Annotated in this window: 19 protein-coding genes and 1 pseudogene; 6 read left to right on the top strand and 14 right to left on the bottom strand. The window is 57.0% G+C overall.

Going from position 1 to position 19,760, the window contains the following annotated elements:
• A pseudogene (locus ABJD00_RS08980) lies at positions 1–84 on the bottom strand (IS6 family transposase); the annotation flags it as partial.
• Between ABJD00_RS08980 and ABJD00_RS08975 the strand changes: the two are divergent.
• Positions 83–349 (top strand): FAD-dependent oxidoreductase, encoded by a 267-nt coding sequence (locus tag ABJD00_RS08975; RefSeq protein ID WP_413848607.1) that lies wholly within the window; start codon positions 83–85, stop codon positions 347–349. The pseudogene ABJD00_RS08980 and the gene ABJD00_RS08975 sit on opposite strands and share 2 nt — an antisense overlap.
• A 45-nt stretch (positions 350–394) precedes the next feature.
• Here ABJD00_RS08975 and ABJD00_RS08970 read toward each other — a convergent pair whose 3' ends face one another.
• From ABJD00_RS08970 to ABJD00_RS08930, 9 genes are all read right to left on the bottom strand, one after another.
• Positions 395–775 carry a carboxymuconolactone decarboxylase family protein gene (locus ABJD00_RS08970; RefSeq protein ID WP_413848605.1) on the bottom strand — a complete coding sequence of 127 codons (381 nt, stop codon included), beginning with the start codon at positions 773–775 and terminating at the stop codon, positions 395–397.
• Positions 776–821: 46 nt separating this feature from the next.
• The gene (locus ABJD00_RS08965; protein WP_413848603.1) at positions 822–1,958 is read right to left on the bottom strand and encodes a serine hydrolase domain-containing protein; all 1,137 of its coding nucleotides are present in this window, start codon (positions 1,956–1,958) and stop codon (positions 822–824) included.
• The gene (locus ABJD00_RS08960; RefSeq protein WP_413848601.1) at positions 1,955–4,048 is read right to left on the bottom strand and encodes an acetate--CoA ligase family protein; all 2,094 of its coding nucleotides are present in this window, start codon (positions 4,046–4,048) and stop codon (positions 1,955–1,957) included. The genes ABJD00_RS08965 and ABJD00_RS08960 overlap by 4 nt, the downstream gene beginning before the upstream one ends.
• The gene (locus ABJD00_RS08955; RefSeq protein ID WP_413848599.1) at positions 4,045–5,205 is read right to left on the bottom strand and encodes an acyl-CoA dehydrogenase family protein; all 1,161 of its coding nucleotides are present in this window, start codon (positions 5,203–5,205) and stop codon (positions 4,045–4,047) included. Before ABJD00_RS08955 ends, ABJD00_RS08960 begins: the two co-directional genes overlap by 4 nt.
• An 11-nt stretch (positions 5,206–5,216) precedes the next feature.
• The gene (locus ABJD00_RS08950) at positions 5,217–6,014 is read right to left on the bottom strand and encodes an ABC transporter permease (protein WP_413848597.1); all 798 of its coding nucleotides are present in this window, start codon (positions 6,012–6,014) and stop codon (positions 5,217–5,219) included.
• A complete protein-coding gene (locus tag ABJD00_RS08945) occupies positions 6,011–6,859 on the bottom strand; it encodes an ABC transporter permease (RefSeq protein ID WP_413848595.1) in 849 nt (282 codons plus the stop codon). The genes ABJD00_RS08950 and ABJD00_RS08945 overlap by 4 nt, the downstream gene beginning before the upstream one ends.
• A gap of 60 nt (positions 6,860–6,919) precedes the next feature.
• A complete protein-coding gene (locus ABJD00_RS08940; protein WP_413848593.1) occupies positions 6,920–8,026 on the bottom strand; it encodes an extracellular solute-binding protein in 1,107 nt (368 codons plus the stop codon).
• 76 nt (positions 8,027–8,102) lie between these two features.
• Positions 8,103–9,101, bottom strand: a complete 999-nt coding sequence (locus tag ABJD00_RS08935) for an ABC transporter ATP-binding protein (protein ID WP_413848591.1) — start codon at positions 9,099–9,101, stop codon at positions 8,103–8,105.
• Entirely contained in the window at positions 9,094–9,984 is an 891-nt protein-coding gene (locus ABJD00_RS08930) for a 3-keto-5-aminohexanoate cleavage protein (protein ID WP_413848589.1), read from the bottom strand. Before ABJD00_RS08930 ends, ABJD00_RS08935 begins: the two co-directional genes overlap by 8 nt.
• Positions 9,985–10,104: 120 nt before the next feature.
• On the opposite strand from ABJD00_RS08930, the gene ABJD00_RS08925 reads away from it, so the two are divergent.
• Complete coding sequence (locus ABJD00_RS08925; protein ID WP_413848587.1) at positions 10,105–11,175, top strand: GlxA family transcriptional regulator; 1,071 nt, start codon at positions 10,105–10,107, stop codon at positions 11,173–11,175.
• Here the strand turns inward: ABJD00_RS08925 and ABJD00_RS08920 are convergent.
• Genes ABJD00_RS08920 through ABJD00_RS08905 form a run of 4 tightly spaced genes read right to left on the bottom strand, consistent with a single transcriptional unit; the run spans position 11,157 to position 15,481 of the window.
• Positions 11,157–12,107: a 3-hydroxyacyl-CoA dehydrogenase NAD-binding domain-containing protein gene (locus ABJD00_RS08920; RefSeq protein ID WP_413848585.1), complete on the bottom strand. Its 951-nt coding sequence runs from the start codon at positions 12,105–12,107 to the stop codon at positions 11,157–11,159. The two genes, ABJD00_RS08925 and ABJD00_RS08920, sit on opposite strands and share 19 nt — an antisense overlap.
• Positions 12,104–12,907: a carnitinyl-CoA dehydratase gene (locus tag ABJD00_RS08915; RefSeq protein ID WP_413848583.1), complete on the bottom strand. Its 804-nt coding sequence runs from the start codon at positions 12,905–12,907 to the stop codon at positions 12,104–12,106. Before ABJD00_RS08915 ends, ABJD00_RS08920 begins: the two co-directional genes overlap by 4 nt.
• Positions 12,908–12,929: 22 nt before the next feature.
• Positions 12,930–13,967, bottom strand: coding sequence for an LLM class flavin-dependent oxidoreductase (locus ABJD00_RS08910; protein ID WP_413848581.1), 1,038 nt, complete (start codon positions 13,965–13,967; stop codon positions 12,930–12,932).
• A gap of 32 nt (positions 13,968–13,999) precedes the next feature.
• Positions 14,000–15,481, bottom strand: a complete 1,482-nt coding sequence (locus ABJD00_RS08905; RefSeq protein WP_413848579.1) for an aldehyde dehydrogenase — start codon at positions 15,479–15,481, stop codon at positions 14,000–14,002.
• A gap of 141 nt (positions 15,482–15,622) precedes the next feature.
• On the opposite strand from ABJD00_RS08905, the gene ABJD00_RS08900 reads away from it, so the two are divergent.
• Genes ABJD00_RS08900 through ABJD00_RS08885 form a run of 4 tightly spaced genes read left to right on the top strand, consistent with a single transcriptional unit; the run spans position 15,623 to position 19,542 of the window.
• A complete protein-coding gene (locus ABJD00_RS08900; protein WP_413848577.1) occupies positions 15,623–16,024 on the top strand; it encodes a RidA family protein in 402 nt (133 codons plus the stop codon).
• Complete coding sequence (locus ABJD00_RS08895; protein ID WP_413848575.1) at positions 16,024–16,824, top strand: alpha/beta fold hydrolase; 801 nt, start codon at positions 16,024–16,026, stop codon at positions 16,822–16,824. The genes ABJD00_RS08900 and ABJD00_RS08895 overlap by 1 nt, the downstream gene beginning before the upstream one ends.
• Positions 16,821–18,926, top strand: coding sequence for a CoA transferase (locus tag ABJD00_RS08890; protein ID WP_413848573.1), 2,106 nt, complete (start codon positions 16,821–16,823; stop codon positions 18,924–18,926). The genes ABJD00_RS08895 and ABJD00_RS08890 overlap by 4 nt, the downstream gene beginning before the upstream one ends.
• Positions 18,927–18,939: 13 nt before the next feature.
• Positions 18,940–19,542, top strand: a complete 603-nt coding sequence (locus ABJD00_RS08885; protein WP_413848571.1) for an amino acid synthesis family protein — start codon at positions 18,940–18,942, stop codon at positions 19,540–19,542.
• The last annotated feature ends 218 nt before the right edge of the window (positions 19,543–19,760 follow it).

Below are 19,760 nucleotides of genomic sequence, written 5' to 3'. Positions count from 1 at the left end.
CGGTAACCGAATGTACAACATCACCGCCAAGCGAATGATTTCCGGGCTGCTTTGAAAGCCCTTGAAAGGGTTAGGTTTGGTCATGTTCAGACGCTACGAGGCCGCCCTGCCCGTCTCAACTGGAATCTTTCTGACAAGACCGGTGAAAAACCTGATCGTCGCAGGCCGCGCTATCGGCGGGGACCGTATCGCCCACGCAGCCACCCGCAACATGGCTTGTTGCGCTGTTGCGGGACAGGGTGCAGGTGTTGCCGCAGCAGTGTCGATCAAGGACCGCTGCGGGTTCGACGAGGTGAGCATGACTTCGGTGCAGGCAATCTTAAAGGATCAAGGCGTCCGCATCGCTTAGGTATTCCCGCTCTACGCTTGGATATCTTTCGTTACTCTTGCCGCCTCATCCCTCTTCGATCACTCTGCGTGCAACGCGAAAACACTCCAGCGCCTGTGGCACACCGCAATAAATACCGATTACGTGGATGATCGCTCGAATTTCATCGGTGCTGACGCCATTGCTGATCGCACCTCGACAATGGATTTCCCATTCGGTCATTTTCCCCAAGGCGCCGATCATTGACAGGTTCATCATGGATCTCGTCTTTGCATCAATGACATCGTCACCCCAGCCAAAACCCCAGCACCACGCGGTCATCGCTTCTTGGAAGGGCCGGGTGAAATCATCCGCCGCCGCGAGGTTTTTCTCAACATATTCAGCGCCCAGCGTGGCTTTGCGTTGCTCAAGCCCTTTCAGGAACAGGTCTTCATCAAATGCGCTCATCTCTTCGCCACCTTATTTCGTTGTTAATATCGGCCCTGTGGGCGCATCATTGGTCGCACAGCTCTCGCAGGGTTTGGGCAACAAGGCCGATATAGGCATCGTCATAACCTGCTTCGTTTTCCAAGACACTGAGAAAGGCGCAGGAAGTCCCCGACAGCGTGTCGACCATCAGAAACTGCCCACCGTAGCCAGCATGCCCGACAAACCGCCCATCCGTCATTAGGTGGTTTGAGTATTGCAACCAGTCCTTTGGAGGGGTGAGTTTAGCGGCATCGCGCGACAAGCTATGGACGATGAATGCCGCATTCGCAAAGGGTTTGCCCGAAATGTCGCGCCCCGCCCGCGCAAACAACAGTCCAAATCGCGCAAGGTCACGCGCACTCAGGCAGCCCCCGCCGGAAAAGGCGGGAAATCCGTCAGGGCTGCGGCTGATGTGAAACGCGCCCTCATATCCGGCGGCATCGGCGATATCTTCGATATGCAGCGCCAAGGGCCGTGGCGAAACCGCGGCCGCAATGCGGGTCAGGACGTCGGTATTGGCAGATTTATATGCGGCGTATTCTTGCGGGACCGGCGGGGTAAAACCCGTGATCGCATTGGTGAAATCGACCAAAGTGGTCTCTGCCAGATCATCTGCGGGCAACCGCCAGCCCAAGGCGACTTCCTCAGTATAACAATCCGACTGCGGGTCACTGTAGTCCTCGGAAAAATCGTTGCTGACGGCCATATCCAACAGCGATTGTACCGTGGCTTGCGCATACCCTGTTCCGATGTCTGGCAGATAGTCTGCAACCTTGGCCTCGAGCGACATAAGACCCTGTTCCAGAAGTTGCCCGACAATCAGATGGATGTGCAGCTTGGAGACAGATTGAATGGAATGCGGTGTCGTTGTTGTGAAGTCATCCGCCGCCGCTTCCATCACGATACGGTTGCCCTGAATGCAGCAGAGCGCCGAGAATGCAGGATGGTTCAACAGGTCTTGCAAGCGCGCTGGCTGATCGGGCAGCCTACCCTTTGGCGGTTCCAACACCAAAACATTGCGCGACCGCACCATTAGCGTGCGGCGAAACAGATGATGCGCATTGTGAAACCCGTGACGGCGATGCGCGGGCTGGTTCCAGCGTTGCTTGTTGTCTGCCCCTACGGTCAGATCGGGGTTTCGGATAATCCGCGCACCGCTCATGATGCAACCACGCGGTGCAGCAATGCATCTACCGCGCAGACATGGTCTGGATAGACAAACAGCGGGTTGATCTCGATCTCGGCGATGGTGGCACGCTCTTGCAGGTAAGCCTGACAAAGAGTGTGAATTTGGGCCGCAATTTTGGACAGTTCTGCTTTGGAACGGCCCCTGAAGCCTGCAAGCAACTGTGCCACACGCAGGCTTTGCAAAGCGTCCTCAATCTCATCAGGGGATGCGGTTAAAAGCAGCGTCACCGCGTCGCCTACCAACTCAACCAGAACGCCGCCGCTGCCCAAAACCAATGCCGCGCCAAACTGCGGATCACTGCGCAGGGTGACGATGAGTTCCGCCAAAGGGGGCGGCGACATGGCTTCGACCAAAAACCGGTCTGTGACGGCTTTGGAGCTGTGACTCGCAACATCTGCGGACATTTGTGTAGCGGCGGCACGCACTGCTTCGACGGAACCGAGGCTTAGCGCGACCGCCCCTGCTTCGGTCTTATGCGCCAAAAGCGAGCTCATCATCTTGAGCGCCACAGGAAAGCCAATTTCGCACGCCGCCTCTGCGACCTTTTCGCCAGACACGGTTCTGCCCTTTGGCACCGCAACGCCTTTTCCAGACAGCCAGTCTTTGCCCCGGTCTTCGGTCAGCATTTCCACCGTCCCGCCTTGCCCCGCTGGCAGCAAGGGTGCTGGCCAATTTTCGGCGATGCGCGCACGGGCCTGTGCCCAAGTGGCCGCCTGAGCAATCGCATTCAACGCCTCATGTATCCCCTGCATTGGGACTAACCCCTCAGCAATCAGGAACTGACGGGTCTCAAGGTCCATATTCTCAGGTAAAGTCGCACAAATCGCGGCAGGTAGGCCCTGTTCTTTGGCTGCCCGCCCAAAGGCCGCAGCATCCTGTTGATAGTATCCTTTGGACGCATCTAACCCAGCAGCAGGATAGTCCTGAACCAGAACTGCAACATCCGCGTTCAGGGCAGCAATGGCTTTGGCAAAAACAGGATAGGTATACTCGCCCTGCCCCCAAATCGGTGTGGTGTAATCCAGCGGGTTCGACACAGTTGCGATGTCAGGCAACAGCGCGGTGAGTGCAGGTTCTTGCGCAGGATCAACAGGCGGAAGCGTCAGCCCAATCTTTTCTGCGTAATCCGCCAACATCGTCGCCCCACCACCCGAGCAGGTGAACCCTGCGACACGCGACCCCTTGGGGGCACCGACCACACAGAGAAACTTGAGCGTCTCGAGAAATTGCGAGGGGTTGGTCACGCTAATGACACCTGTGCGTGCGAATAGCGCTTCATAGAGTTCTGTGGAACCAGAGAGTGATCCGGTATGACTGACCGTCAAGGCTGACCCAATCTCGGAACTCCCCGTCTTGAGTGCAACAACGGGAATGCCCTTGGACAGCGCCCTAAGTGCAGCGCGTTCAAAGCGGGGGATGTCTTGCAACCCTTCGATGTGCAGGCCAATGGCCCGCACCGCAGGGTCGTCGGCAAAGACATCCAGAAAGTCCTCTTGGCCCAGCACCGCCTGATTGCCCGCAGACACCATATAGGCCAGCGGCAAGGAGCGTTGGCTCATGGTGATGTCCGATGAAAACATACCCGATTGCGTTATGATCGCCGCGCCATAGCCGGGCGACCAACCGCCGTGTTCAAACGACCAAAGTGCGGCATTGTCGATGTAGTTAATCACCCCGTAGCAATTCGGCCCGATCAGCGCCATATCACCTGTAGCGTCGATCAACGCTTGTTCGGCGAGCGCATCGCCGGTTTCCTTGAAGCCCGCCGAGAAGCACACCACGCCACCTGCTCCCATCTGCGCGAGGGTTTGCAACGCCGCAACCACCCCGCCCGCCGGAATGGCGAGGTAGACCGCATCGGGTGCCTCGGGAAGATCGTTGATCGAGGCAACACAGGGCAGCCCGGCAAGCTCTGTTCTCTTGGGGTTCACGGCCCACATTTGTCCGGCAAAGCCACGCCGGCGAGCCTCGTTGATCGCAATCGTCGCATCGCGCCCCCCGACAAACGCGATGTGGCGCGGCCTGAGTAGACGTTGGAAATTTGCGCGGTGCTCAGGGGTCATGCACCAAGCGGCCGCAGGATGGATCGTGTGATAATGTGGCGCTGGATTTCGCTCGTACCGTCCCAGATGCGCTCAAGCCTACTGTCGCGCCAGAAGCGTTGGATCGGCATTTCTTCCATCAGCCCCATGCCGCCAAAGATCTGCACTGCATCGTCTGCGATCTTGCCCAGCATTTCCGCGCAATACACTTTGACCATCGCCGCATCGGCGTCCGACATCACACCTTTTTCCGCGCGGGCCACGGCGTCATTGACCAGCAGGCTAGCAGCCCGCAGGTTCATCGCACCATCCGCCAGACGGAACCCCGTGGCCTGAAACGTCCCGATGGGTTTGCCGAATTGTTTGCGCGTTGCCGCCCAATCGGTCGCCATCTCCAAAATGCGCTCGGCTTTGCCACAGCAGGTGGCACCAACCCAGATGCGCCCCATCCCAAGCCACTTGCCCGACAATTCCAGCCCGCGCCCCTCTTCGCCCAAGATTTGTTCAGGACCAAGGCGCACATTGTCGAAATGCAACTCAAACGTCTTGTAGCCGCGATAGCTGACGCAGCGCGTGCCTTCGCGGCAGTCAAACCCAGCCATGCCGACGTCCACCAGAAACGCGGTCACCCGTTTGCGCGGCCCACGAGGCGTTTCTTCGACGCCCGTTGCGGCAAAAACAATTGCGAAATCAGGCATGCATGGGCCAGAGATAAAATGCTTGGAACCATTGAGGATCCAATCATCCCCCTCGCGGCGTGCATTGGTTTTCATACCCATCACATCCGATCCCGCGTCGGGTTCGGTCAGGGCAAACAATTCACGCTTTTCACCACGAACGGCGGGGAAAAGGTAGCGCTCGCGTTGCTCTGCATCGCAGGCCATGAGCAGTTCGGTGGGCCGCGCCGCCCAGCTTTGCAGGGCATGGCTGGTCTTGCCATATTCGCGCTCAATAAGTGCCATTTGCGCGATGCTCAAACCGCCGCCGCCAACCTCTTCGGGCAGGTTGCAGGCATACAGGCCCAGCTCTTTGGATTTGGCCTCAATCGCACGCCCGATCTCTTCGGGGACATGGCCTAGCCGGTCCACTTCCTCCTCGTGGGGAAACATTTCGGTTTCAACAAAGCGGCGGACCGTGTTGATTAACAGGTCGCTTTCAACAGATGTTTCCATGTTCATAAGAACCTCACTTAAACTTCAGTGTTCTTTGCAGTCCTGCGCGACATAATAGCGAAGACGACAAAGGCAATTAAGGTGATGGCGATCAACACCACGGCGGCGGCTGCCACGGTGGGATCGGTGTTTTCACGGATGCCGTTCCACATGCGGCGCGGCAGGGTGTAGACGCTGAATTTCGAGATGAAAAGTGTCACGACAATCTCGTCCCAGCTGAGGATGAAGGCAAAGAGCGCGCCCGCAAACACCCCCGGTTTGATGGAGGGCAGGATCACCCGACGCATGGTTGTCCAGTTCGAAGCGCCAAGGTTTTTTGACGCCTGTTCCAGTTTTGGATCAAAGGTGGCCAGTGACGCACTGACCGTGATCAGCACCATGGGTGCTGCAAGAATGGTATGGGCGAGGATTAGCCCCGCATAACTGTCGAGCAGACCCAGTGGTATCCAAAGGCGGTAGAACGCCATAGCCGAAATGATCTGTGGGATGATAAGTGGCAGGAGTAGAAAAGCGCGCACAAGCTCGCTGTATTTCGATGACACGCGCCACAACCCAATGGCGCAGAGTGTGCCAAGCGTTGTGGCCAGCACAGAGGTCGAGACCGCGATGACACCGCTTTGAAAGAAGCTCGACAACCATTCCTCGCTGGTGAACAACTTTTGAAAATGGCGTAGCGACAACTCGCCCGATGGCATCGACAGGAACCGCTTAGGTGTGAGTGACACGGGTATAGCGATCAGCGCAGGCGTCACCAGAAACAGCAACAAGACCCAAGCGCCGATGCGGTTGAAAAGGGAGAACAACCCTGCTCTCATCGCGCCGCCCCGCCAAAGACGGTGCTGAGTTTCATGAACCGCGACATGATCCAGAGCATCGCCAGCACGCCAAACAACATCAGTGCCGCCAGCATCGCAGCGGTGCCCCATTTCAGCGTAACAAGCAACTGCACCGAAATATATTCGGCCACCATCAGTACCTTGCCGCCGCCCAGAACCGCAGGCGTCACGTAAAAGCCAAGGCTCAGGATGAACACCAACAAGGTAGAGGCCACCAGCCCCGGTGTGGTCAGCGGAAGATAAATTCGCCAGAATGTTTGACTGCCCGTCGCGCCCAGATTGCGCGAGGCGTCCATCACCCGGTGATCAATCGCCTGCATCGACACCAAAAGCGGCAGCACCGCGTAGGGGATCATGTAGTGGATCATGCCAATCAGCACGCCCAATTCGTTACGCATGAAGGCAATCGGTTCGACAATCAGGCCAATGTCTTCGAGGGCGACATTCACCAAACCCTTGCGCCCCAACAGCATGAGCCATGAAAATGTACGGACAAGTATGGAAATCCAAAAGGACACAAGCAGCAGCGTCAGCATATAATTCTTCTGGCGCTGGTGGCAGTGCACCATGGCGTAGGCGATGGAATAGCCCAGCGTGACACTGAACATTGTGGTGATGATGCAGATGCGCACGGTGGTCCAGATGATGCGGACCAACGCATCACTTTCGCCCAGCTTCGCGTAGTTGCCAAATCCCGGTTCGGGGTCTGTGATACTCAGCCAGAGGATATTCAGTATCGGACCCAGATAGAGCGCCAGCACCAACACCAGTAAAGGCGCGATGATCAACCAGCCGGGATGTAGGTGCTTGCGCAAGGCGTGCATCAGGAGTCCGTTTCGAAAAAGGCCGCCCAACGGTCTAACGTCGGGCGGCAGGTCAGGAAGTTAGCTAATTGCCTCAAGGAATGCGTTCACCGCATCACCACCATTTTTACCCCACCACTCCGGATCGTTGTAGACGATCTTGTCGATGTTCATGGCCGAGGTGATGGCATAATCCTGCTGATCCTCGGGGATTTCACCAAAGGCCGCAGGATTGGACGGCGTCATGCCGAGGCAGTCCAGCAGCGCCAGTTGTGCAGGCACTTCTTGCGCGGTTGCGATAAACTGCATCACCGCAGCACCGGCCGGATTGCCCTTGGGAACGATATACGCACCCGGCATCGCCATCGCCTGATTGTTCACCAATTTGAAGCGGCCATCGGTGTCATTCTCGATGTTGCGACCCCGGTTTTGCCAGATCATACCCATGGTAACTTCACCATTCACGCACATCGAATGCGCCTCTGATCCAGAGCCCCAGTACAGGCTGTCATCCTTGATGGATTTGATCTTAGCCAAAGCACGGTCCATGTCGAGCGGGTAGAGCGCATCGCCCGCCACTCCATCCGCCATCAGCGCTGCTTCAAGCGAACCGTTGGCCCATTTGTACAGCGATCGCATGCCGGGGAACTTGGCAGTGTCAAAGAAATCAGCCCAGTTTTGTGGTGGATTATCGCCGTAAGCTTCGGTGTCGTAGACAAAGGCATAGCCATACAGGATCACCGAAACGCCATATTCAAGCGCATAACCGGGCAGGGTTTTGTCCTTGGAGACAACGGAATAGTCAATCGGCTCAAGGTGTCCTGTTGGCCCAAGCGATACCGCGTTGAACAGGTCCGCGTCCGCCACGTCTGCCGTGACATTACCGCTGTCGACCATCTCCTTGATCTTGCCTTCCAGCGGGCCGGAGGTGTCGAATTTCAACCCCTTGCCGGTGGACGCAGTGAACGCATCACCAATGGCCGAGCCGTGACATTCCTCGGATTGACCACCCCAATTCCACATCACAACATGGTCTGCTGCAGCTTCGGCGTCGCCCGCCATCACGGAGCTCAGCGCAACACCGGACGCACCACAAAGCGCGAGAAACGAGCGGCGATCCATGCGGCCCTCTTTGTAAGCATGCGCACCCTCGGTAAGCATCTCTTTCATGAACTGTTTGTCTTGCATTTAGTCCTCCTATTGGTTTGCCGAAGGTCGTCCGGCTTGTTGCTGGAGGCACCTTTGCGGTGCTCTTTTGTGAAATCTAGTTGTCTTTCAATTCGACGGCGGCAGCATCCTGCCAAAGCAGATCAACCGCTGCCCCTTCGCTCAGTGTTTCTTGATTACGCCAGACGTCGATATCGACTTCGATCTCGTCTCCGTGCTCCGTGTCGACGATGATCCGCTGCATCGAGCCGAAATACGTGATGGACCGAATGCTGCCGCTAGTGCGCGCATCCCCCCCGTGATCAGTGCGCAGGTCGATCTTTTCGGGGCGCAGCGCAAACGTCCTGCCACCTTGCCTGATGAAATTGGATTTACCCAGAAAGCTGGCGGCAAACTTGGTCGCGGGGCGTTCATACAATTCCTTGGGCGTGCCCACCTGTTCAATCGCCCCGTCACGCATGATCACGATCCGGTCCGACATGGACAGCGCTTCTTCTTGATCGTGGGTGACGTAGATGAATGTGGTGCCAACACGGCGGTGAATGTCTTTGAGTTGCTCTTGCACCTCGACCCTCAATTTCTTGTCAAGCGCGCCCAGCGGTTCATCCAGCAACAACACAGGCGGCGCAAAACACAAGGCACGGGCCAAGGCGACACGTTGTTGTTGGCCCCCCGACAATTGCGTGGGCTTGCGGTCTGCAAACTCCTGCAATTGCACCAGATCCAGCATCTCATCGACACGGGCTTTGATCTCGGAGGCGGGGCGTTTGCGCACGCTCAACGCATAGCCAATGTTGTCGCGCACTGACATGTGCGGGAACAACGCATAACCCTGAAACACCATGCCGAAGTTGCGTTTTTCGGCGGGCACCTGCGCGATGGAGGCACCATCCAGCGCGATGTCGCCATTGGTGATGTCCAAGAACCCCGCGATCATCATCAGCAACGTTGTCTTGCCCGACCCCGAAGGGCCAAGCAGCGTCAGGAACTCGCCCTTCTCGATATCGAGAGTGACTCCGTCCACGGCACGAAACGTCCCGAACATTTTCGACACGTCACGGATTTGCAGACTGCCGGTATTGGCAAGATCAGGCATCAGCGCCCCGCAGGCCCAGCTTGTTACGCGCCTCTTGCGGCGTGATGATCTGAGCGCCCATGCGTTCGATGATCTCGCGGGCGCGGGTGACAAGCTGCCCGTTCGTCGCCAGCACGCCACGATCCAGATAGATGTTATCCTCAAGACCAACCCGGACATTGCCACCCAAGGCTACAGCAGCCGCCATCATTGGCATCTGGCCACGGCTGATCCCGAAACTGGCCCAGCTTGCGCCCTGCGGCAGTTGCGCTTTCATCGCTGCCATCGTCTCTACCGTCTGGTCCGCGCCCCAGGGAATGCCAAGGCACAATTGGAACATGGGCGGCGCGTTGATCAGCCCTTCTTCCACCATCGCCTTGGCAAAGCGGATATGGCCCAAGTCGAATACTTCCAACTCGGGTTTCACGCCCCATTCCTGCACCAGTGCCGCCATTTTGCGCAAGCTGGGTGGGGTCGAGATATAGATCATATCGGTGTCGGAAAAATTCAGCGTGCCGCAGTCAAGCGAACAAATCTCGGGCATACATTCTTTGACATGCGCCAGCCGTTCTTCGGGACCGATCATGTCGGTACCGGGACCTGGCATTGCAGGATTATCAGCGTCAGAAATCCAATCACCGCCCATACCAGCGGTGATGTTGATCACAATATCAGTGTCGCTGTCGCGTATCCGGTCAACAATTTCCTTGAACAACTTTGGGTCACGTGATCCCTGTCCTGTTTCAGGATCACGCGCATGGATGTGCGCGATGGAGGCACCCGCTTTTGCCGCTTCAATCGCGGCATCCGCGACCTCTTTGGGAGTGACAGGAACGTGAGGGCTTTTGCTGGTGGTATCTCCTGCTCCCGTAACCGCGCAGGTCAAGACGACGTCGTAATTCATTCAGACAGGCTCCCCTTTTCTTTAGCTTGGCGCGCAGTGGGGCAAATATTTTGTCGATTATCCGCCATATCTTTGGCTATAGTGACGAAAAATCGCACCTAGATCAGAAGGCCATTCACCATGGAAATTGACATTTCGCCCAAAATGGCACCTGCGCAAATACATGCGGTCTTTATCGTTGTGCCAAGGTTCAACATCACCACGTTGATCACGATGGTCGAGACGATGCGAATCGCGAACTATCTCGCACCTGTGCCGATCTTCTCGTGGGAAATCGCCTCCTTTGATGGCGCTAAAATTACCGCCAGCAACGGAATGACCACGACGGTCGAAACTGCGGACGACACGTTGCAACCCGCCAAGTTTGCATTTGTTCTGGGCAGTTGGGGCACGGAACACTATGCGAACAAACTCCTCATAGCTTGGCTGCGCAAACGTGCCCGTGCCGGCACCCGCATCTGCGGGGTCGAGTTGGGTTGCTACATCGTTGCCCGCGCCGGTTTGCTGGACGGCAAGCCTGCGACGATCCACTGGTCATGGCTGAACGGGTTCCGCGAGACGTTCGACTGTATCGATGTGCGCGAGGGGTTGTTTACGCTTGATAGCAAAGTGATGACCTGCGCGGGAGGATTGGCGGGCGTGGATCTGATGCTGCGCTTGATTGAGGAGCTTCAGGGCAGCAGTTTTTCCGGCGAGATTGCTGACCAGATGTTACACCACCCGATCCGCAATGCCGCAACGCCGCAACGAAGTACAATGGGGCGCAGCACAGAAACGATGTTGCCCCTGGTGCGCGAAGCGATGACATTGATCGAGAACAACATCGAAGAACCGCTGACCGTACCTGAAATCGCCGGCCTGCTTGATGTGTCGCAGCGCCAGTTGGAGCGGCAGTTCAAAAAACATGTGGGGTGTACGGTAGTGCAATTCGGGTTGCTCAGGAGGCTGCAAAATGCGCGGCTTTTGCTGATCTCAACCCAGCTGAGCATCCGCCAGATCGCAACGGCTTCGGGTTTTAACACCCTGTCACATTTCGCCTATTCCTTCGGTAAATTCTTTGACCGTCGCCCGTCCGACTATCGTGAGGCTTGGCCGGAAAACGAACCAGCACCAAGTTGGCCTGGCTCGCTTTCGGATTTTCTCAATACGCTCAATGGCAAGCAAGACAAAACTCAGGTGGACCGCGCCTGACGCAGGGCATTCAGCACGCTGACTATTTCGCGGTCACGCTGTGCGGCCATGTCTTCAAAGTGGCGATCTCCTGCAACTGCGTTGCAGCCATCCACCATCCGGTCGCGCAGTTCTTTGGTCAGCTCGGGTGCTTCCAAACGCGCCCAAGGCAGTTTCAAAGCGGGCCCAAACTGATCCAGATTGGTCGCCATGCCGCCCGCCCCGCAGGCCACATGAAATGCCATGCATTGCCCTTGCGACACCATGCGCGGGGCGGGACCGTTCATCAACGCGATGTCTATGTCTTCCGGCGTGGCTTCGCCATTCGCCACCATATGCAGGGCCTCGCGCCAGAGCGCTTCTTGCAGGCGGGTGGCCACAAAACCGGGGATTTCTTTTTTCATCATCAACGGCGCTTTGCCCGCGATCTTGTAAAAATCGCCAGCCCAAGCCACCGCTTCTGGCGCGGTCTTTTTACCGCCCACAATCTCGACCAATGGCAAGAGATACGGCGGATTAAACGGGTGGCCGATCACCGTGCGTTCGGGCGTTGGGCAATCGGCCTGAATATCGCTCATCATCAAGCCCGATGTCGACGATCCGATCACAACCGACGGCGGCAGGATCGCTCCCATCTGCGCATAGAGCGCCTGTTTGATCTCCAACCGTTCTGGCCCGCTTTCCTGCACAAACTCGACACCCTTCAGCGCCTGTTCCAGATCAGTGACAATGCGCAACCGGTCCAGCGATGCGCCTTCTGCTAATCCCAATTCAGTCAGACTGATCCAAGCAGTTTTGAGGATCGACATGAAAGCGTCGGTCTCGGCTACATCATGCAGATATGCGGTTACGTCATAGCCACGTGCCAGAAAATGCGCGGTCCAACCGCCGCCAATGGGGCCCGCGCCCAGACTGGCCACACGCGTCACGGAGTGAGGATCAGGATACATCATTCACCTTTGAAATTCGGTTCGCGTTTTTCCATGAAGGCCGCAACGCCTTCTTTGGCATCCGCAGATTTCAACATCTTGCGGTAGACTGGCATTGGGTCCGTGCGCATTTTGTGAAATGCTTGTTCCAGCGGCACACATTCTATTTCGCGCTGCACTTCCTTGACGGTTTGCATCGCCAAAGGGGCGGACCATGCGATCGACGCCGCCCATTCACGCGCGGCATCCATCAGCTGTTCTTTGGGCACAACCTTGTTGACCAGCCCGTAATGCGCAGCCTCAGTAGCCGACATACGACGCCCCAACAAAAACATCTCCATCGCGATGTTATGTGGGATGCGGCGTGGCAGGCGCTGCAAGGCGCCTGCATCCGGCACAATCCCCAAGGGCATTTCAGGAAGGCCAAATTCCACATGATCCGCCGCGATCAGCAAATCGCAGCCCATCGCCATTTCGAACCCTCCGCCAAACGCCAACCCGTTAATGGCGGCAATCACCGGTTTGTTCAGCGCCCAGTTTTCTGTCAATCCGGTGAAGCCGCCAAAGCCGTATTCATCGGCCTCCCACCAGTTATCAAGGCTCATCTCGCCATCATTCAGCGCCTTGAGGTCCCATCCGGCCGAGAAAATCTTGTCTCCGCCGCCCGTCAGAATAGCGCAGCGCAGGTCTTTGTCTTCATGCAATTCCTGAAAAGCAGCGGCCAAGGCCTGTGAGGTTGGCACGTCAATTGCGTTCACCTTGCCGCGTTCCAGCGTCACTTCAAGCACATGGCCGTCGCGATGTGTCGTTACACCTGTCGACATAAGGGTGTCTCCTTCTTCAAATTCAGGACTTAAATTCTGGCATGACTTCTTTACAGAACATCCGCAGCGAGCGTTTTTGCGCATCATGGCTTAGCCCCATCGAGGCGTAGTAGATGAACTCGTTCACCCCCAAGGCCTGATACTTTTTCAACTTTTGGATGACCGTGTCGGGGGAGCCGAACATCAGGTTTTCCTCCAGCATCGCGGGGTCATATTGCTCGCGGCCTTCCAATTCGTCCAACGGCAGCGCAGCAGGAAAACCGTTGATCACATTGCCCGCGTTGCGAAACAGGTTTTCGAATTGGCTGAGCAACCTGCGGATAGCTTTCAGCCCCTCTTGGCGGTCAGCCTCGTTGTCGTAAAGGCACGCATGGCGCATCAATGCAAAGCGCGGGATCCAGCCATTGTCGGCTTTCACAATCGCCTCGTTCAGCTGCTGCATGTAAAGCTCGGCTTCGGCAAAAGGACGGGTTAGCGGCCAGCAATTGACATGACATTTCTCGCGCATGGCATAGTCGTATGTTATGGGCGAGCGGGCCGAGACCCAAACAGGCACATCCGGCTGCACCGGTTTGGGCACCGATGTTGATGTCGGAAACTGCCAGAACTCACCGTCATGGGCATAATCCCCGGCCCAAAGCGCGCGCACCGCTGGCAGCATTTCTTGCATATAGCGCCAAGCATCTGACTGTTTCAGCCCCGGTTTCATCCGGTCAAATTCCCGCTGGTACGCGCCCGATCCAATACCAAACTCCAGCCGTCCACCGCTGATCAGATCAACAAACGCCGCCTCGCCTGCCAGATTGATCGGATGCCAATAGGCCGCTGTCGCCACCGCAGTGCCCAACCGGATGCTGCTGGTTTCGGTGGACCACCACGTCAGCAATTGAAAGGGATTGGGCGCAATCGTCATCTCAAGCGCGTGATGTTCGGCGGACCAAACGATGTCAAACCCGCCCTCTTCGGCAATCTGCACCATCTCAAGCGTATGGCGGGCGACGTCTTGCATATCAAGACTGTCGTCGATCCGCTCCATGTTCACAGCCAGTTGGAATTTCATCTTAATTCTCCTTCATCAGGTCTTGGAGGGCGTCAGCGCATCACAAACGGGTTCGAGATTGGTTCATCCGAGGTGTTCACCCAGATCGTCTTGGGGCGGGTGTAATCATAGATCGCCTGAAACCCGCTTTCGCGGCCATAGCCCGACCCCTTGACGCCGCCAAATTCCGCAATCGGTGACACAACGCGGTAGGTATTGACCCAGACGATCCCAGCCTGCACGGCACCTGCCATCCGCATCGAGCGCGCAGAGTCTTTTGTGAAAATACCCGCCGCCAGCCCGTGTTCGGAATCGTTGGCCAGCTCCAGCACCTCTTGTTCCGTCTTGAAACGCTGCACAGACAGAACAGGCCCAAACAATTCGGTATCGACAATCCGCAAATCCTGACGAGGGCAATCAATGATCGTGGGTTCGTAAAACAAGCCACCCATGCCATCCGGTTGCTTGCCCCCCGCAAGGATTGTTGCGCCCTGCTCTTGTGCATGGGCCACCTCGCGTTGGATGTTTTCCAACTGACCCTTTGTGCATAGCGGCCCCATCTGGGTCTCTTCCGCCAGAGGGTCGCCGATCACGATCTGGCGAGTGAGGGACGTCATTTTCTCCAGAAACTCATCCGCTATGTCTTCGTGCAGGTACAGGCGCGAGCCCGCGACACAGCTTTGCCCCGTTGCCCCGAATATCCCCGCAATCGAGGCATTCACGGCGCTTTCGATATTCGCATCGTCAAATACAATGAACGGAGATTTCCCGCCCAACTCCAGCGAGACCTCGGCAAAGTTGCGCTTCACGTTTTCCAACACATGCCGCGCCGCATTTGGCCCGCCGGTAAAGGACACACGCGCCACCAAAGGATGCCCCGTCAGCGCCCGCCCGCAAGGTTCGCCGTGACCCGTGACGATGTTTACAACACCGGGTGGAATGCCTGCCTGTTCGATCAGCTTGCCAAATTCCAGCATCGCGGCACTGGCGTGTTCCGACGCCTTGAGCACCACAGTATTGCCCGCCGCCAAAGCAGGCCCCAGTTTGACAGCGACCAAAAATAGTTGCGAGTTCCACGGCACCACAGCGGCCACAACGCCCAAAGGTTCACGCTTGGTAAAAACAAACATGTCGGCCTTGTCGATGGGCAGGGTTTCGCCGCTGACCTTGTCGGCGCAACCGGCGAAAAAGTGGAAAAACTCGGCGATGTACTTGGCCTGCCAACGGGTTTCCTTGAGCATCTTGCCGGTATCAAGAGATTCCGTACGCCCCAGACCCTCAGATTGATCTGCCAACAAATCGCCCAGCTTGCGCAGGCATTTGCCGCGCTCCGTCGGCGTCATTTTCGCCCACGGCCCTTTGGTAAACGCATGATGCGCTGTTTCAACGGCGCTGTTCACATCTGCCTCTGTCGCCTCTGGCACACGGCTCCAGATCTCGCCGGTGGTGGGGTTCACGCTGTCAAACGTGCCACCATCAGATGCATCCACCCAATCGCCGTTGATCAGCATCTGATAATTCTTGATGTCACCCATTGCACAAACCTTCTCTCATTTGATTCCTATTCAAGGCTGCTTTCTCGATTAGGGTTCGGGAAAAAACGACACCAGTTGTCGAAAAATCCAAAGCCCTCCTTTTTGGATCAGGGCACGGTGTGACGAAAGGAGGGCCGCAAGATGGTCGACAAAAAGCAAGTCATTGGAGGCCCACTTGAAATTGGCGGGCGGATTTTGTCGCTGTCACGTGCCATTCGGGCGGGCGATTTTGTCTTTCTGACCGGGCAAATTCCGATGCGCGATGGGGTGCCTATGACAGACGGCAGTGTACAGGATCAAACCCGTGCTGTGCTGGATGACATCACCGCAACACTGGCTGAGGCCGGGTGCACCCGCGATGACGTGGTCAAGGCGATGGTCTGGCTGCGCGAGCGCGCCGATTTTCCGGGTTTCAACGAAGTATACGGTGAGTACTTTCCGGTTGAACCGCCAACACGCTCCGCCGTTGTAAGCGACCTGCTAGTGGATGCACGGGTCGAAGTTGAGGTCATGGCCTACAAGCCATTGGGACGTGACACGTGATGAAGGTCGCACCAGACGGCACGCACTACGAACTATCGGGTCCGGTAGACGCGCCAGTTGTCCTATTGATCCACGGTCTGGGACTGAACCAAGAATGCTGGCAATGGACAACACCTGCCCTCACGGACAGCCACCGCGTATTGACCTATGATCTTTATGGCCACGGCGGCTCCGCTGCGCCGCCTGAAACGCCAAGCCTGTCGTTGTTTTCAAATCAATTGGCCGGTTTGCTGGATCACTGCAACATCGATCGCGCTGTAATCGGCGGCTTTTCTTTGGGCGGCATGATCGCGCGCCGCTTTGCACAGGATACACCCGACAGGGCACAGGGTTTGATCATTCTTCATTCGCCGCACAAACGCAGTGGTGCCGCGCAGGATGCCATCCTGAAACGGGTGGATCAGGCCCGCGAAATGGGGCCAAGCTCCACGGTTGAAGCTGCGCTTAAGAGGTGGTTTACCGAACCCTACCGCGCCGCCAATCCTGCGATGATGGAGACCGTGCGCGGCTGGGTAACTGCTAATTCAAAGCCGATCTACCATACAATTTACCGCGTTCTGGCGAGCGGCATTGACGAGATTGTGGCCCCTGACCCTGCGATTTCTTGCCCCGCTCTGGTCATCACAGGCGACGAAGACTATGGAAATGGCCCTGAAATGACCCACGCTATCGCCGCTGAAATTCAGGGGGCCAAAGCGGTCATTTTGAAAGGTCTGCGCCACATGGCCTTGGCCGAAAACCCTGATGCGATGAACAGGCCGATACGCGCGTTCCTTGACACGTTGAACGGTGCGCCGTGAGCACGCAAATCCTCAAAGGTCTGCGCGTGTTGGACCTCAGCCGCATGTTGTCTGGCCCTTATTGTACAATGCATCTGGCCGACCACGGCGCAGAAGTGATCAAGATCGAGGGCGGCAGCGGGGATACCAGCCGCGGCAATGGCCCCTTCCGAGATGACGACCTAAACCGCGACTGGGCGGGATACTTTGTCAGCCTGAACCGCGGTAAAAAGAGCGTCCGACTTGACCTGAAATCCGAGGACGGTAAAGCCAGCTTTCGAAATCTCGCGGCAACCGCTGATGTAATTGTTGAAAACTTCCGACCCGATGTGATGGACCGTCTGGGCCTGTCATACGAGACACTCTCGGCGGATAATCCCAAACTGGTTTATGCCGCGATCCGTGGCTTTGGCGATCCACGCTCAGGGGCCAGCCCTTACAGCGATTGGCCGTCTTATGATGTCGTGGCCCAAGCCATGGGTGGGTTGATGGCAATGACTGGCCCTGATGACACCACACCAACCAAAACCGGCCCCGGCGTGGGCGATATTTTCGCAGGCATGATGATGGCGTTTGGCATCATGGCCGCCCTGCGCGAGGCCGAGGCAACAGGCAAAGGGCAATTCGTCGATGTCGCCATGTATGACGCGATGATCTCGCTGTGCGAACGCATGGTTTACTTGCATGATATGACAGGCGCGGTGCCGGGACCAGAAGGCAACGGCCATCCGTTCCTTGCACCTTTCGGGTTGTTTCCCGCCACGGACGGACACATCGCACTTGGCATTGTGGATGACGCATTTTGGCAGCGCTTGGCCGCCCTGATGGGCCAGCTCGATTTGGGAAATGATCCGCGCTTTGCCACCCGCGCGTCGCGTTCTGCGCATGCCGTTGAATTAAACGCTTTGGTGGCCCATTGGACTGGCGCACATAGCAAAGCGGAACTGACCACCCTATTGGGCGGCGAAGTGCCTTTTGGGCCGATGAACACGATAGCTGACATTGCACGTGATCCACATGTCGCGGCACGTGGTATGCTGGCCACGGTCGCCGCAGCGGGCCAAGACCCGTGGACCATCGCCGCCAATCCTTTGCGTTTCGGGGCGCATGGTCACGGCCCGCTGTCCGCCCCTCCGGCACTTGGCGCGGATGACAGCTTATTGGACACCCTTGCGGCACCCAAAGACATGGATCCAGACGCCAAACGCGCATTGCGAAACGCCTTTGGCAGCTTTGCCACAGGAGTTACCGTTGTCACGACGCGCCAGCCGGACGGCACACCGCGCGGGTTCACGGCCAATTCGTTCACCTCGGTCTCGCTTGATCCGCCGCTTTTGTTGGTGTGTATCGCCAAGGCTACACTTTCTTGCGATACTTTTGCGCAGGCTGATCACTTTGCGGTCAACATTCTGGCGGATGACCAAAAGGAGGTTTCGGGCCTGTTTGCATCACAGTCAGTCGATAAATTTGATCTCGCAGAGTGGCATACCGACGCGCAAGATGTCCCCTTGATTGATGGAACATTGGCAAGCTTCAGCTGCGTGCGACACCGATTGGTGGATGCCGGCGACCATCTGATCCTTATCGGCCAAGTGCTGGAATTCGAGACCTCCGAAGGCACACCGCTTGGATATTACAAGGGTGGCTATTTCGAGATCGGGCTGGACGATGCATTGGCCGATGCCGCCGCATCAGCGGGCAGTGTTTCATTGGGCGCTGTTTTGGTGCGCAATGACCAGTTGCTGCTGTGCCAAGATACCTCTGGTCAAACATTCCTGCCCGCTGCACCGCCACAGACAAAGTCTGTTGAGGGGCTGTCCCAACATTTGAGTGACCTTGGGCTAACGTCCGAGCTTGATCATCTCTACGCCGTTTACCAGAATTCAAAGGACGCGACCCAACGCATCATTTATCACGGGGTCGTTGCAGGGGATGCGCCTGCGGGCATGCGGTATTTTGATCTAACCGCTCTGCCTCTTGAACAGGTAAATGACGAGGCGGAGCGCTCTTTGCTGCGTCGATACGTTCAAGAAAATCAATACGGTGCCTTTGGCATCTATCACGGAACCGAGGTGGAGGGGGTGGTCCATACCGTCGCCGAACGCCGCAACTATCATATCTGACAGGAGAAAACCTATGCTGCCCGAATTGCGAAAGATAGTCACCTTTGACGAAGACATTCACACCGAAGGTGGCCGCCCCGCTGATCCTGTCCTGCGTATGATCGGGGTGGCGGCTGTGGTGACAAACCCTTGGGCAGGCCGCGGATTCGTCGAAGACCTGTCCCCCGAAATCACCCGTATGGCCCCAGTTTTGGGCACGATTTTGACGGACCGGCTCATTGCATTGGCGGGATCGGGTGACGCAATCGAAGCATATGGCAAGGCCTGCATCGCAGGCACTAATTGCGAGGTTGAGCACGCCTCAGCCCTCATCCACACGTTGCAGTTCGGCAATTTTTATCGCGAGGCTGTGGGCGCAAAAAGCTATCTTGGGTTTACCAACACCCGCGGCCCGGCGAACACACAGATCCAGATCCCCTTGATGGACAAGCACGATACCGGTCGGCGGTCTCACTATCTGACAGTCCAGTTTTCAATCTACGATGCACCTGCCGTCGACGAATTGGTCGTCGCACTGGGTGCGGCCACTCGCGGTCGCCCGCATCACCGGATTGGGGATCGATATTCTGATCTGGCTGCGATGGGCCGAGATGTGGAAAACCCAGCAGGTGTTTAGGCACTGGGCTTAGCGCCATATGCGCTGGCGGACAGGTTTATGCTGGCCGTCAGACGGGCAGCATAAGCGCTAATATCGGTGCTGTCAGACGGATTCGAACTAGTCTCAGTTTGCCGCCAAGGGCTTGAACTTATCCGGAACAAAGTTGCCGCCACTCGATGAGAGCGGCGCTTCGGTTCAGCTTGAAGTTTTGTCGTGAGTAGAGGTGGCGTTCCTGA

Origin of the sequence: Tateyamaria sp. (assembly GCF_039945315.1) — a bacterium.
Lineage (GTDB): Bacteria > Pseudomonadota > Alphaproteobacteria > Rhodobacterales > Rhodobacteraceae > Tateyamaria.
Note: the sequence above shows the minus strand (reverse complement) of the source record. Positions and strands in the feature narration are given on the sequence as shown.

What these genes read in the sequence shown, in the direction of transcription:
- ABJD00_RS08975 (WP_413848607.1), top strand. Translation starts at nt 83, where the DNA reads ATGTTCAGACGCTACGAGGCCGCCCTGCCCGTCTCAACTGGAATCTTT.
- ABJD00_RS08970 (WP_413848605.1), bottom strand. Translation starts at nt 775, where the DNA reads ATGAGCGCATTTGATGAAGACCTGTTCCTGAAAGGGCTTGAGCAACGC.
- ABJD00_RS08965 (WP_413848603.1), bottom strand. Translation starts at nt 1,958, where the DNA reads ATGAGCGGTGCGCGGATTATCCGAAACCCCGATCTGACCGTAGGGGCA.
- ABJD00_RS08960 (WP_413848601.1), bottom strand. Translation starts at nt 4,048, where the DNA reads ATGACCCCTGAGCACCGCGCAAATTTCCAACGTCTACTCAGGCCGCGC.
- ABJD00_RS08955 (WP_413848599.1), bottom strand. Translation starts at nt 5,205, where the DNA reads ATGAACATGGAAACATCTGTTGAAAGCGACCTGTTAATCAACACGGTC.
- ABJD00_RS08950 (WP_413848597.1), bottom strand. Translation starts at nt 6,014, where the DNA reads ATGAGAGCAGGGTTGTTCTCCCTTTTCAACCGCATCGGCGCTTGGGTC.
- ABJD00_RS08945 (WP_413848595.1), bottom strand. Translation starts at nt 6,859, where the DNA reads ATGCACGCCTTGCGCAAGCACCTACATCCCGGCTGGTTGATCATCGCG.
- ABJD00_RS08940 (WP_413848593.1), bottom strand. Translation starts at nt 8,026, where the DNA reads ATGCAAGACAAACAGTTCATGAAAGAGATGCTTACCGAGGGTGCGCAT.
- ABJD00_RS08935 (WP_413848591.1), bottom strand. Translation starts at nt 9,101, where the DNA reads ATGCCTGATCTTGCCAATACCGGCAGTCTGCAAATCCGTGACGTGTCG.
- ABJD00_RS08930 (WP_413848589.1), bottom strand. Translation starts at nt 9,984, where the DNA reads ATGAATTACGACGTCGTCTTGACCTGCGCGGTTACGGGAGCAGGAGAT.
- ABJD00_RS08925 (WP_413848587.1), top strand. Translation starts at nt 10,105, where the DNA reads ATGGAAATTGACATTTCGCCCAAAATGGCACCTGCGCAAATACATGCG.
- ABJD00_RS08920 (WP_413848585.1), bottom strand. Translation starts at nt 12,107, where the DNA reads ATGATGTATCCTGATCCTCACTCCGTGACGCGTGTGGCCAGTCTGGGC.
- ABJD00_RS08915 (WP_413848583.1), bottom strand. Translation starts at nt 12,907, where the DNA reads ATGTCGACAGGTGTAACGACACATCGCGACGGCCATGTGCTTGAAGTG.
- ABJD00_RS08910 (WP_413848581.1), bottom strand. Translation starts at nt 13,967, where the DNA reads ATGAAATTCCAACTGGCTGTGAACATGGAGCGGATCGACGACAGTCTT.
- ABJD00_RS08905 (WP_413848579.1), bottom strand. Translation starts at nt 15,481, where the DNA reads ATGGGTGACATCAAGAATTATCAGATGCTGATCAACGGCGATTGGGTG.
- ABJD00_RS08900 (WP_413848577.1), top strand. Translation starts at nt 15,623, where the DNA reads ATGGTCGACAAAAAGCAAGTCATTGGAGGCCCACTTGAAATTGGCGGG.
- ABJD00_RS08895 (WP_413848575.1), top strand. Translation starts at nt 16,024, where the DNA reads ATGAAGGTCGCACCAGACGGCACGCACTACGAACTATCGGGTCCGGTA.
- ABJD00_RS08885 (WP_413848571.1), top strand. Translation starts at nt 18,940, where the DNA reads ATGCTGCCCGAATTGCGAAAGATAGTCACCTTTGACGAAGACATTCAC.